This is a genomic window from Herbaspirillum sp. AP02 (genome assembly GCF_015767275.1).
Classification (GTDB): Bacteria; Pseudomonadota; Gammaproteobacteria; order Burkholderiales; family Burkholderiaceae_D; genus Herbaspirillum.
Genome location: NZ_JADWMY010000001.1, coordinates 232,178 through 245,075 on the forward strand (window position 1 = coordinate 232,178; position 12,898 = coordinate 245,075).

Annotated in this window: 10 protein-coding genes; 6 read left to right on the top strand and 4 right to left on the bottom strand. The window is 65.3% G+C overall.

All coding sequences use genetic code 11. From position 1 onward, the window contains the following. Positions 1–66: 66 nt before the first annotated feature. Together I5R65_RS00990 and I5R65_RS00995 are read right to left on the bottom strand one after the other, a co-directional pair. Positions 67–1,689, bottom strand: coding sequence for an ABC transporter substrate-binding protein (locus I5R65_RS00990; protein WP_196871880.1), 1,623 nt, complete (start codon positions 1,687–1,689; stop codon positions 67–69). Between the two features lie 118 nt (positions 1,690–1,807). Then, on the bottom strand, positions 1,808–2,506 hold the full coding sequence (locus I5R65_RS00995) for an HAD-IA family hydrolase (protein WP_196871881.1): 699 nt from the start codon (positions 2,504–2,506) through the stop codon (positions 1,808–1,810). Between the two features lie 387 nt (positions 2,507–2,893). On the opposite strand from I5R65_RS00995, the gene I5R65_RS01000 reads away from it, so the two are divergent. The 5 genes from I5R65_RS01000 to I5R65_RS01020 all read left to right on the top strand — a co-directional run bounded on the left by I5R65_RS01000 (position 2,894) and on the right by I5R65_RS01020 (position 7,901). Beyond that, complete coding sequence (locus I5R65_RS01000) at positions 2,894–3,415, top strand: sigma-70 family RNA polymerase sigma factor (protein WP_196871882.1); 522 nt, start codon at positions 2,894–2,896, stop codon at positions 3,413–3,415. A 22-nt stretch (positions 3,416–3,437) separates the two neighbouring features. Further along, positions 3,438–4,484, top strand: a complete 1,047-nt coding sequence (locus I5R65_RS01005; protein ID WP_196871883.1) for a FecR domain-containing protein — start codon at positions 3,438–3,440, stop codon at positions 4,482–4,484. A 92-nt stretch (positions 4,485–4,576) separates the two neighbouring features. Then, positions 4,577–7,015: a TonB-dependent siderophore receptor gene (locus tag I5R65_RS01010; RefSeq protein ID WP_196871884.1), complete on the top strand. Its 2,439-nt coding sequence runs from the start codon at positions 4,577–4,579 to the stop codon at positions 7,013–7,015. Positions 7,016–7,039: 24 nt separating this feature from the next. Further along, the gene (locus I5R65_RS01015; protein ID WP_196871885.1) at positions 7,040–7,603 is read left to right on the top strand and encodes an RNA polymerase factor sigma-70; all 564 of its coding nucleotides are present in this window, start codon (positions 7,040–7,042) and stop codon (positions 7,601–7,603) included. An 82-nt stretch (positions 7,604–7,685) separates the two neighbouring features. Continuing rightward, positions 7,686–7,901, top strand: coding sequence for a DUF4880 domain-containing protein (locus I5R65_RS01020; protein ID WP_196871886.1), 216 nt, complete (start codon positions 7,686–7,688; stop codon positions 7,899–7,901). Here I5R65_RS01020 and I5R65_RS01025 read toward each other — a convergent pair. Both I5R65_RS01025 and I5R65_RS01030 read right to left on the bottom strand, forming a co-directional pair. Further along, complete coding sequence (locus tag I5R65_RS01025; RefSeq protein ID WP_196871887.1) at positions 7,873–9,168, bottom strand: PepSY domain-containing protein; 1,296 nt, start codon at positions 9,166–9,168, stop codon at positions 7,873–7,875. The genes I5R65_RS01020 and I5R65_RS01025 overlap by 29 nt on opposite strands. Further along, positions 9,168–11,408, bottom strand: coding sequence for a TonB-dependent siderophore receptor (locus I5R65_RS01030; RefSeq protein WP_231395024.1), 2,241 nt, complete (start codon positions 11,406–11,408; stop codon positions 9,168–9,170). The genes I5R65_RS01025 and I5R65_RS01030 overlap by 1 nt, the downstream gene beginning before the upstream one ends. 252 nt (positions 11,409–11,660) lie before the next feature. Here I5R65_RS01030 and chrA point away from each other — a divergent pair, with 252 nt between their 5' ends. Further along, positions 11,661–12,887, top strand: coding sequence for a chromate efflux transporter (gene chrA, locus I5R65_RS01035; protein ID WP_196871888.1), 1,227 nt, complete (start codon positions 11,661–11,663; stop codon positions 12,885–12,887). The last annotated feature ends 11 nt before the right edge of the window (positions 12,888–12,898 follow it).

Sequence of the window (12,898 nt, forward strand, 5' to 3'; positions counted from 1 at the left end):
ACAGGACGCACCGGCCGTCAGTGGCGGCGCGTCCTGCGAGACTGCAGATCCGGATCAGGGACCGAGTCAGGCTTCCAGCCAGACATGCTCGGCAAAGGAGTACCCCATCATGCCGCCCAACGGAATCGGCGACAGGCCCCTGAGCTTGCTGCTGTAGCCGTCCAGGCTGGCCAGGAACATCGGGATGCCGATGCCGGCTTGCTCGTGGATGATGGTCTGCATGTCACCATACATCTGCTTGCGCTTGCCTGGATCGATCTCGGCGCGGGCACTGGTCAGCAACTGGTCGAACTTTTCACTCTTGAAGCGCGATTCATTCCAGGCCGCCTGGGACTGGAAGAACTGCGTCAGCAGCACGTCGGCGCTTGGCCGCGGGTTGACATTGCCGAACCCGACCGGATTGTTGAGCCATTGATTGGACCAGTAACCCTCTGGTGGCATGCGTTTGAGTTCCAGTTCCAGGCCGATGCGTTGTGCGGTTTGCTGCATGACCGTGGCGATGTCGACCGAATATACCGCCGCCACTGAGCAGACCATCGGTACCTTGCCGGTCACGCCGGACTTCTGCAGGTGATATTTGGCCTTATCGAGATCCATCGGACGTTGCGGCAGGCCGGCGAGGAAAAAGGGGTTGGTGGGGTCGATGGGCTGGTCGTTGCCAAGGACGGCATGGCCACGGGCGATGTTCTTGCGCATCAGTTCACGGTCCATCAGGTATTTCATGGCCAGCACGAAATCCGGATTGCTGCCGGGCCCGACATCCTTGCGCAGGATCAGATCGGTGTAGGCGCCGGACTGGGTTTCCAGCACGGCAAAGCCGGGGCTGCCCTTGACCCGCTCGATGGAGCGCGGGTTGAGGTTCGCTACCAGATCCAGGCCGCCCGAGAGGAGTGCATTGACGCGCGCGCTCTCATCGCCGATACCGACATACTCGATCTCGTCCAGATAGGGCTTGCCTGGCTTCCAGTAATTGTCGTTGCGTACCACCAGCGAACGGATACCGGGGAGGAATTCCTTGAGTTTGTAGGGGCCGGTACCGATGCCGGTGCTGAAATCCGTGGTTCCGGCCTTGACGATATGGAAGTGGAAGGTGCCTACGATCACCGGCAGGTCTGCATTGGGCGCCACCAGGGTGACGGTCACTTCATTGGGGCCGGTCTCCTTGACGCTGTCGATCTGGTCGGCCAGGGTCTTGGCCTTGGAGGCGGTCGCCGGGTCTTTGTGGCGCATCAGCGAGAACACGACGTCGGCCGGCACCAGCGGCTTGCCGTCATGGAAGGTGACACCGTGGCGCAGCTTGAATACCCACACCTTGGCATCCTTGCTGCTGAAGGACTCGGCCAGCGCCGGTTGCGGCGTCAACGTGGCATCCAGTACGGTCAGACCGTTATAGAGCATGGTGCCGCGCGAATAATCGGTCTTGTTCGACTGCTTGGCCGGGTCCAGTGTATCGCTGACCGAGGCGGTATCGCCGCCGACGCGCAGCCGGCCGCCGCGGCGCGGCGTCTGGGCGTAGGCGCTGACGGCGCTACTGGCCAGGCCGCCTGCCAGGCTGGCCTGCATGCCCCCTGCCAGCAGCATCTTGAGGATGTCGCGCCGGCTGGCACCGCGTTTCATGCATTCCATCAGGCCGGCGCTGTCGGCGGCGCTGAGGAGAAGGTCGTTTCTGTTCTTGCTGTTGTCGTCCATGATGCAGCTCCCTGGTGGTTGAGACGTGAGGACAGCGGCCGGCTGCAAGCTGCGGCCTACCTGGTCCCGGATGCGCTGATGCAGGCCGGCGTCGCCGTGCGGCGCCGGTTCACACGACTTAACGGCCGGCGTCGACCGCATCGGCCAGTTGGGCCAATGTGTGGAAGTGGTAGTCGGGCACGGTGTGCTGGGAGGCAATCGTGCCGCCCGGGCCGGATTGGTCGTGCCGGCGCTCGATCCAGCAGGTGGTGATGCCCAGACGCATGGAAACACCGATATCGTGGTACTGGCTTTGCGCCACATGCAGGTTGTCGGCCTGGCGATAGCCCCATTGGCTTTCGAAGCGGCCGCGTGCATAGGCGAAGTACTGCGGATCGGGCTTCTCGCACAGGGCATCGTCACAGCTGAGCAGCAGGTCGAAGGGTTCGCCCAGGGTACGCGCGAAATGTTGAAGCGCCCAATGCTGTGCATTGGTCATGGTGACCAGCTTGAAGTGCTTGCGCAGCCGCTGCAGCGCCTCAACCGAGTCGGGGAAGGCGGGCCAATGCGCTACCGAATCACGAAGTCCGCGGGCCAGTTCGGCGCTGTCGGGCAGCCCCAGGCCGGGAGCAATGACATGCCAGCAACGCTCCAGGTCATCTGGATACCAACCGGTGTTGCCGTCGCTGCGCGCGGCGCGATAGGCTGCCAGAAAATCGTCGTCCGGGATCGTGCTGTCGGGAACCGCCTGGCGCAAGTAGGCTAGCATGCCTCCTTCGAAATCGATGAGGGTGCCGACGACGTCAAACGTGAGTACCTTGAAGTCCTGCAGAGACATGTGCTGCTCCAGAAAGTAGGTGGCGATGGGAGGGGAGGGTGTGCGAGAGATGACGACATGTTCGCTACCGCATTGAGGATACGGCGCCATGGCCGATCTTTTCTTCCAAAGTAGGGCAGGCAAACCGCATAGAATTTTTTTGTGCAGTGCCGCGACGGCATGCCATGGCAGGCGGTAGGCCCGACACGCTTTCAGCGATGGCTCAATCCCGGAACATCATTCCGGCAGGACTGGACTGGACAGGCCCGGGCGACCCACTGGCGGACTGTTGTCCCGGCAGCAGGGCGAGCGGGGGGAGACGGTGACCCTCACCCTGACCGTTGTAAAACTTCATATGGCCGATTAAAATGAGAATTATTATTATCTAAGTCTGTTTCCCCCGCCCCCATGCCCGTCCCGTCTCTCGCCGATGCCGAGCGTTTCCAGATGCTGTACCGCGAGCACCATGGCTGGTTGCAGCAATGGCTGCGTGGCCGCATCGGCAGCAGTGTCGACGCCGCCGATCTGGCCCAGGACACCTTCCTGCGCGTGCTTGGCAAGCCGCGTGCGCTGGACGAGGTGCGCGAGCCGCGGGCCTGGTTGAGCCGCATCGCGCATGGGTTGGTGGTGGACAAGGTGCGTCGCGACGAGGTCGAGCGCGCCTGCCTGCAGGCCATCGCTGCACTGCCCCAGCCGGAGGCCATTTCACCAGAAGCAAGGATGTTGCTCATCGAACTGCTGGCCGCCATCGACGCCGTGCTGGAAGGCCTGGGCGCCAGGGCACGCGAGGCGTTCCTGCTGTCGCGCCTGGAGCAGATGAGCTATTCCGAGATTGCCGCCCGCATGGGCGTCTCCCTGAGCAGCGTGGAGAAATACATGGCGGCCGCGATCCGCCATTGTTACCTGATGCGACAGTCCCTGCGGGATTAGCGCACTGCCTTGCGCCACAGCCATGCCTGCCACGCCGCCAGCCAGCTCCACCGATTCCGGTGTCGACGACCCGGTCCTCGACCAGGCGATCGCCTGGCTGGTCCGTTTGCGTGCCGACCCCGGGCACCCCGGCGGTGACACTGGCTTGCAGGGCCAGATCGAGCAGTGGTGTGGGGCCAATCCCGCCCATGCGCAGGTATGGCGGGAACTGATGGCGGCCGAGGAGCAATTCCAGCAACTGGTGGCGCTGCCCGTCCCCGCAGGCCAGTGGCAGGCTCCCTTGAACCAATTGACCCGCAGCCGTCAGCGGCGCCAGGCGCGGCGCCGCTGGCTGGGAGGCGTGGCCCTGGGCCTGGGTGGCCTGGCCATGGCGTCACTGGCGGCACGCCAGGCCGGCTGGTTCGACTTGCTCGAAGGCAGTGGCTACACGACGGCCACCGGCGCGCAGCGCAGGCTGAGACTGAGCGACGGAACCGCGCTGGCACTCAATACCGATTCCCAGGTCCAGGTCCGCTTTGACCTGGCGCAACGCTTGCTGGTACTGCGCCAGGGCGAAATCTTCGTCGATAGCGGCAAGGATACGCAATCCGCGCAGTATCGCCCATTGCGGGTACGTACCGCACATGCCATGTTGCAGGCGCTGGGCACGCGTTTCGATGTGCGCCAGCAGGCGCAGGCGACCCGACTCACGGTGATCGAAGGGCAGGTGGCGGTAGAGACGGTCACGGGCCTGCGCGAGGTCATCGTGCCCGGCGAAATGGTCGAGATCGATGCCCAGGGGCAACTGCAGCGCCAGGCCATCCTGAGCGCATCCATGGACCCCACTGCCTGGCTGGAACAGACGTTGGTGGCGCGCCAGATGCGGTTGGGCGATCTGGTTGCCGAGATGGCCCGTTATCGCCATGGCTGGCTCCAGTGCGATCCGGCCGTGGCCGACTTGCGGATATCCGGGGTGTTCCAGCTACAGGACAACGATGCGGCCCTGGACTCGCTGGCACAGGCACTGCCGGTGGTCGTGCAACGGCGCACCCGATTCTGGGTGCGGCTGGCGGCGGCCGGGCGGGACTGAGCAGGCCGGCAGATTTTTTTCGGTTCCGATTACGGGTTCTGGCGGGTTCGTTCGGCATCCCAGTGAAGCCCGACGAATCGAACCGCTTGCGCATGCCACCCAACCCATTCCTGTCCCTGAACTCCCGCGCCGCCATCAGCGCCGGCAAAGCTTTGCCGGCGCTGATGGCGCTGCTGCTGGTCCTTGGCAGCCTGTGCCTGGGGCCGGCCGAGGCCATGGCACAGGGACGGCGCCATTACGATATCGCGACCAGCCCGCTGGAACAGGCGTTGAATCACTTCGCCCGTCAGGCCGGCATCACGCTCTCGTATGCGCCGGACATGGTGCAGGGCCGCCATGCGGCGGCGCTGGCCGGTACGTTGACGGTAGAGGAGGGACTGGCGCAGTTGCTGGCCGGCAGCGGCCTGCACGCGGTACGCGCTGCCAATGGGAGCTACGGCCTGCAATGGCGCAGCAGTGCGAGTGATGACGGCAAGCCGCTACGCCAGCAGGCGCAGCGGCTCAAGGACGTCATCATCGATGGCCGTCGCGATCCGGTCGAGTTCTCCGACAGCGCGGACGACTATGCCGTCCGCGCCGGCCAGAGCGCCACCCGTACCTCCACGCCCTTGCTGGACATTGCCCAGTCGCTGTCGGTCGTCACCCGTGCTGAAATGGAAGCACGCGGTGCCGACAGTATCCTCGACGTGCTGCGCTACATGCCCGGTGCCAATACCGAAACCCATGGCGTCGATCCGCGCGGCTATGACTATTTCAACCTGCGCGGTTTCATCAACGCCCAGAACACCAGCAACTACCTCAACGGCCTGCGCCAGCCGGTGGCCGGCTTCGGTATGTTCCGCACCGAGGCGTATGGGCTGGAACGGGTCGAGGTCTTGCGCGGCGCCGCCTCGGCCAGCTTCGGACAGGCCGATCCGGGCGGGGTCGTCAATCGCATCAGCAAGGTGGCCGGATCCGATGCCCCCAACGAGATACAAGCCGGGATCGGCAGCTTCCAGCGGCGCCAACTGGCGACCGACCTGAGCGGCACGCTCGACGATGCAGGCCGGGTGCAGGGCCGCCTGGTGGGCCTGGCGCTGGACAGTAATACCCAGTTCAGCTACGACAACGGTACTGCCGTGCCCAACGACCGGCTGTACCTGGCCCCCTCACTGAAGCTGCAACTGGACGGCGACAGTCATCTGATACTGCTGGCCGACTACCTGCGCGACCGCAGTGGCAGCAGTCGCTGGACGGCGGTGCGGGCCGACGGCGGTCTTACCCATACCCTGGTGGGTGATCCGGGTACGGACCGCCAGCGCGGCGAGCAATGGTCGCTGGGCTGGATGCTGGACCAGCGGCTGGATGCCACCTGGCGCCTGCAGCAAGACTTTCGTCACGCGGCACTGCGTTCCGACTACTCGGTCCTCAACCCGGTCAGCGTGAGCGGCAGCGTGCTCGCGCGCAGCAGCGCCCGCTACCAGACGCAACTGACCAGCACCCAGCTCGATACCCGTCTGCAAGGTCGATGGCAGCAGGGTGAGGTCGACCATACGCTGCTGGTGGGGCTGGACCTGATGCAGATGCACCAGGACGAGCAGCGCTATCGGGGAACGGCGCCCGCGCTGGACCTGGCACAACCGGTCTACGGCATGCCCATTGCCCTGGCCTCCACCCTGTATGCGCAACTGCATGAGGACATGCGCCAGACCGGCGTCTATGTCCAGGACCAGATCCGCGATGGCGCCTGGGTATGGACCCTGGGCAGTCGCCGTGACCGCGTCACCGATACCACCCGCAACGATATCGGGCCCTCGCGCCTGGACAGCCGCGCCCAGGCGTGGAGTCATCGTCTCGGGCTGGCGTGGACCCATTCCCCCGGTCTGGTGCCTTATCTGAACTACAGCACTTCCTTCCTCCCGCAGACCGGGCAGGATGCTGCCGGCCAGCCCTTTGCACCGTCCTACGGCCGGCAGTTCGAGGTCGGCCTCAAGTTCCAGCCGCAGGCGCACCGCCTGCTTTATACCGCCGCCCTCTATCAGGTCAGCAAGGACAACGTGCTGACCGCCGACCCGCAGCATGCCAATGCCTACCTCGCCCAGAGCCAGGTCCGCTCGCGCGGAGTGGAGCTGGAAGCCAAGGGAAGGCTGCTGCCGGGTCTCAACCTCGCGGCTGCCTACACCTACACCCAGGCCATCAACACGCGCCATGTCGATCCCACCCTGCAAGGCAAGTCGCCGGTGCTGGTGCCACGCCATGCGGCCAGCCTGTGGCTGGACTACACCCCGGGCCAAGGCTGGGCAGGCTGGGGCGTGGGCGGCGGCGCCCGCTATGTCGGTATCAACTATGCCAATGCCGACAACAGCGTACGCAATGCCGCCGTGGTGCTGCTGGACGCCATGCTGCGGCTGGACCAGGGACATTGGCGCTATGCGCTCAACATCAGCAACCTGAGCAATCGCCAGAGCACCTCCTGCCTGGCCGAGCCGACCCTGACCTGCTTCTGGGCCGAAGAACGGATGGCGCTGTTGAGCGCCCGCTATCGCTGGTAGCCAGAGGGAAGGGGACCATTCATCATGCATGACCGGCAGGCAACACCTCACCAGGACGCAGCGGCAGCGGACCTGCGCGAGCATTTCATCGGCCAGCGGCGGCGTCTGCGGGATGCGGCGCTGCGCATCCTGGGTTGCCCGCACCGTGCTGAAGACGTGGTGCAGGACGCCTATCTCAAGATCAGCGAAGTCCCGGCCCAGTTCGATATCCGCGAGCCCTCGGCCTACCTGCTGCGCATCGTGCGCAACCTGGCCATCGATCGTCATCGCCGCAGCGCCTTCGAGAGTGATGTCTTTGCCGTCGAGGAAGAGGGCCAGACCGTACACGACGAAACGCACGGACCGGAAGCCATCGCCATCAGCCGCCAGACGCTGGCGCTGATCGGCCAGGCGTTGGCCAGCCTGCCACCGCGCACGCGCCGAGCCTTCGAACTGTATCGACTGAGCGGCATGAGCCAGCGCGAGATCGCCGCCGAACTCGGCGTCTCGGCGACGCTGGTCAATTTCCTGATCCGCGATGCCCTCGACGCCTGCCGCGCACATCTGCAGGCCGATGCAACCTGCGGCGGCACCGGGGCCGGGCGATAGGCTATGATGCGCACTCGTGCTGCCCGGAGGGGTGGCATGGATCTTCCCGGCATTTGCGCATCGTTCCATCGATCCATCATCCATGTCCCAGCCTTCCGTTTCCTCTACATCGACCGCGTGGCAGACCGCCGTCTCGTGGGTGATGCGCGAGCACGAGCTGGAAGACCTCGACGACACTCAGCGACAGGCCCTGCAGCAATGGCTGCAAGCCGACCCCGCCCATCTGGCCGCCTATCGCGAAGCGTGCAGCCTGTGGCTGGCGCTGGGTTTCATTCCTGCCCCCGGGGAGCGCGGCTGAGCACGCGGCGCTGCAGCTGGCGGGCGCCACGCTTCTTCCACCAGATCACCACGCCAGTGACCGTCAACAGGCTCACCGCCAATCCCAGTACGGCCAGCGCGATGCGCCAGGGCAGCCCGAACACATGCCCCATGTGCAGTGCACCGATCCAGTTGCTGAAGGTATTGCCGCTACGGTCCCCCGTCGGTAGCCAATGACCACGGATCTGGCCGCTGGCGGCGTCGATCAGCAGGCCGGTATTGCCGACGTCGCTGCGCAGGTCGGCATTGCTGTGGACCATGTAGGCATACACCCCGCGCCGGCGGTCGTAGCTCAGCCTTTCCTCGAAGTCGATCTGCAATCCGCGCTGGGCGGCGAAGCCGGCCATGGCATGGCGCGCCATGGCGTGTGCCTGTGGCCAGGACATCGGTAGAGCATCGCTTTGCGCCGCTGCATTGGCCTGGGCCGGCGCGGCGCGCCAGCTGTAATCGAAGGGCAGCAGGCGTGACATCACCGGCAGGTAGATCTGGTCACGCAGGTTGAACATCACGCTGGACCAGGCCAGCACCAGCAGCAGCACCCAACACCAGAGGCCGAAGGCGCGGTGCAGGTCCAGATTGACGCGATAGAAACCGGCCCGCCACTTGACCAGCCAGGCCGGCTTCCACTTCACCAGGAAAGGCCGTCCACGCGGCCAGGTCAGGATCATGCCGACCAGGCAGTCCAGCGTCCACAACGTGGCAACCACACCCATCACCAGTGCCCCGGCCACGCGCGGCAAGGTCAGCGAGTGATGCAGGTTGAACACCAGCGGCATCAGCGCGGAGGGTTCCAGGCTGATCTTCTGGCGGTCCCGCAGGCCCTGGATCGCCCCGGTATGGGGATTGACCAGAACTTCGTCATACCCCAGCCGGAAGGGCTTGCCCGTGGCGCGGTCGATGGCCGGGCCGACCAGGAAGCGTACCGTACGGCCCGCTTGCGGATGCAGGACCAACTGGCTGACATCAGCCTGTGGCCCCAGCGCCAGCGCCACCCGTTCGCGTAACTGGTAGGGGTCCAGCATGGTTGATGCCGATTGCCCCGGCGCGGGATGCGCCAGATGCAGTTCGGGCGCCAGCCACAGATCGAGTTCATCCTCGAAGGCCAGCAGGCTGCCGGTCAGGCTGGCCACCAGCAGGAACAAGGCCAGCGCCAGCCCGTTCCAGCGATGCAGCAGGACCAGCGCGTGGCGGCTGGGCGCATGGCGGCATAGCCAGGCGCTGGCCCGACCTGCCAGGCTGGCGCGCATTACCATCGGGTGGTCAACTGGAGCAGTCCGGTGCGACGGGCGCCGTATTCACACAGTTCCGAGCAATACGCATAGACCCGGTCGGTCACGTTGTTGAGCTTGAGCGCCAGTTCGATGTTGCGCCACTCACTATTGAAGCGACCCAGGTCCATCCTCGCCCCGAAGTCCAGCAAGGTGACGGCCGGGGTTTCGAAGGTGTTGAGCGCATTGCCGTAGGAGCGACCGATGTAGCGGACCCCGGCCGATAGATGGGTGCCGGCCATGGCGCCACGCTGGAATCCATAGTCCAGCAGCACGCCGGCATTGTGGCGTGCCGCGCCCGGCAGCGCCTTGCCCACGGTGCTGGTGGCGCTGCTGCTGGAGGTATTGCTGGTGACCTTGGCATCGGTATAGCTGTAGCTGGAGGTCAGGTTCAAACCATCGGCGAGCGACATCTTGCCTTCCAGTTCCACGCCCCGCGAGCGCGCCTCCCCGGTCTGGATCGAGTATCCGGCGTGGGCCAGGTCGGCGGTAGCCACGTTCTGCCGGCGCAGGTCGAACACCGCCAGGGTGATCAGGGCATTGGTCCCTGGTGGTACGTACTTGATGCCGGTCTCGTACTGCTTGGCGCGCTCCGGCTTGAGCATGTCACCGCCATAGCTAAGGCCCGTCGTGGGCGTAAAGGACTCGGTGTAGCTCAGGTAGGGCGAGAAGCCGCCGGCCATTTCGTGGACCAGACCAAGGTTGCGGGTATTGGCGCGGTCACTGCGGTCGGTGACGGTACGGGCGATGGCATTGCTCACCTTCTGGTCGGAACGATCATGGCGCAGCCCGGCCGAGAGGATCCAGCGCTCGCCGAGCTTGATCTGGTCCTGCAGGTAGAGGCCCATCTGATCATCCTGGGTGCGCAGGTTGTAGTTCTCGGCCACCGCCGGCAGGTTGCCGTAGCTGGTGGTGTAGATGTTGGAGAACACATAGCCGGCCGCGGTATTGGGGCTGACGTAGCCGCGCACGGTACCGGCAGTATGGTGCAGGTCCAGGCCCATCAATACCTTGTGCTTGAGCGGACCGGTGCCGAAGTCGGCCTGCAACTGGTGGTCGGCGGTGAAGGTATTGGAATCGGTCCCCAGGCGCCAGCGCTGCAGCGCCGCCACGGCCGACTGCGTGGCGGGGAAGAAGGCGGCGAAACGCAGGTTGTTGCGGGTACCGTTGTAGTCGGTATAGCGCAGGTTCTGGCGGAAGCTCCAGACTTCGTTGAACTGGTGCGAGAACAGCGAACTGAGCGACCAGTTCTCGTAGCGCTCGTTGTTGTCGCCGGCGCGTCCGAGCGCGGTACTGGTGGGAATCTGGCCGTTCGGATTGGGGCTGACCGTGCCGCTGGCCGGGAACAGGTTGTTGGACAGGCCTTCGCTGCGCTGGTATTCGAAGCGCCCGGTCCATTCGGTATGCTCGTCCGGGCGCCAGGTGATGGCCGGGGCCAGGAACAGGCGGCGGTCCACGGTACCGTCGACCTGGGTGCCGGCGTCACGCGCCAGGCCGGTCAGGCGATAGGACCAGACGCCGGCGGCATCCAGGGCGCCCCCGAAATCGCCGGCCACCTGCTTGCGGTCGAAGCTGCCCACTTGCACCTGCAGTTCGTGCAGCGCGGTGGTGGTCGGCTTCTTGGAGACCACGTTGATCAGTCCGCCCGGCGAATTCTGGCCGAACATCACCGAGGCCGGACCGTGCAGCAGTTCGATGCGCTCCAGGCCGTAGGGCTCCGGCGCATAGCGGCTGTAGCTGGCGTTGGAGGAAGTGAGCATGCCATCGCGGTAGAAGGAACCGCCATTGTTGAGCGCAAAGCCACGCAGCAGCGAGGCGGTGTCGACGATGGCGAAGGCCCCGGTGGATACCTGCACGCCGCTGGTGTAACCCAGAGCTTCGGCCACGGTACGCGCCTGCTGGGTGGCAATCTGGTCGGCTGTGACCACCGAGATCGATTGCGGGGTTTCGGTGATGGCGGTGTCGGTCTTGGTCGCGGTGGCGCTGCGCCGGGCGACGAAGCCGTGTACCGGGCCGGTGGCTTTCTCTTCTTCATTGGCGGTGACCGTGACCTGCGGCAGGACCGTACTGGCCGGGTCGTTCTGCGCCCAGGCGGAGGAGGTTGCCGATAAACCGAGCAGGGCCAGTCGCAGGGACTGCACCATCAGGTGTGGGCGCAGGGGGTGGCAAGGGAGCTTGTTGCTGTATCTGTTGGTCATGGTCGAGAGCGAAGTACGCATGGAGGGATTGCCAGCCTGGCTGGCACGAGCCGGATGGCGCGCTCTCTGGTAGACGAATGAGAAGTGTTATTGTTTAGAAGAGCGAGTCCGGGCGGCGAAACGCGGCGCCGGATCTTCGCTGCCTGTACATGGCGTTGGTATGTTCGAACGGCTGCATTATGATAGCCAGCTTGCCGGCGATCCGACCGGCCAGCCGGCAGCGCGCCCTGCGGCGTAGACGCCATCGAGATGCAGAAAGTGAGTTCTTGCGCAATGACGCACAACGAAAATCCAATATCGCAGGATGACCGCGCAGCGCGCGGCAGCGCGGGCGAGGTACTGCGCGTTTTCCTCAAGCTGGGGCTGACTTCTTTCGGTGGACCGGTGGCGCACCTGGCCTATTTCCGCGAAGAGCTCGTGGTGCGCCGACGCTGGATTGCCGAAAGCAGTTATGCCGATCTGGTCGCGCTGTGCCAGTTCCTTCCCGGCCCGGCGTCCAGCCAGGTTGGTTTCGCCCTGGGTCTGTTGCGTGGCGGCCCATGGGCTGCCCTGGCCGCCTGGGCAGCGTTCACCTTGCCATCGGCGTTGTTGCTGCTGCTCTTTGGCCTGGCGGCAGGGACCATGTCGGGCCCCGTCGGGGCGGGCTTGCTGCACGGTCTGAAGATCGTGGCCGTGGCGGTGGTGGCGCAGGCCGTCTGGGGCATGGCGCGCACCATCACACCTGATCGACAGCGCATCAGCATCGCGCTGGGTGCGGTGATGATCGTGGTCGGCGCCGGCAGTGCCGTGGGCCAGATCGCCGCCATCCTGTTCGGCACCGTGGCCGGCTTGCTGTTCTGTCGTGACCTTCCCGTGGCCAGCCGGGGGCAATTGGGATTCGGGGTGTCGCGTGGTGTCGGCCTGGCCTGCCTGGCTGCCTTCCTGCTGTTGCTGGTCGGCTTGCCGATGGTGGCGACGTGGTCCGGGCTGCACGCCGTGTCCGTGTTTGATGCCTTCTATCGTTCGGCCTCACTGGTCTTCGGCGGCGGACATGTGGTCCTGCCCTTGCTGCAGGCCGAAGTGGTCGGCCCCGGCTGGGTGTCCAACGATGTCTTCCTGGCCGGCTATGGTGCCGCGCAGGCGGTACCGGGTCCGCTCTTTACCTTCGCCGCCTATCTTGGCACGGTGATGCAAGCCTTCCCCAATGGCGTGGCAGGGGCCGTGTTGTGCCTGTTGGCGATCTTCCTGCCGGGTTTCCTGCTGCTGTTGGGCGCGTTGCCCTTCTGGGACGATTTCCGGCAACGACCGCTGGCCCAGGCCGCCATGCGCGGGGCCAACGCCGCCGTGGTCGGCCTGCTGGCGGGGGCGCTCTACAACCCGGTGTGGACCAGTGCGGTGTTCAATGCCCGCGATTTTGCGCTGGCCGTGACCGGCATGGTGCTGCTGATGGCCTGGCGTCTGCCGCCATTGGCGGTGGTGGTGATCCTGGCGCTGGGCGAGGTCCTGCTGCAGGCAATCTGAATCCCCGCTGC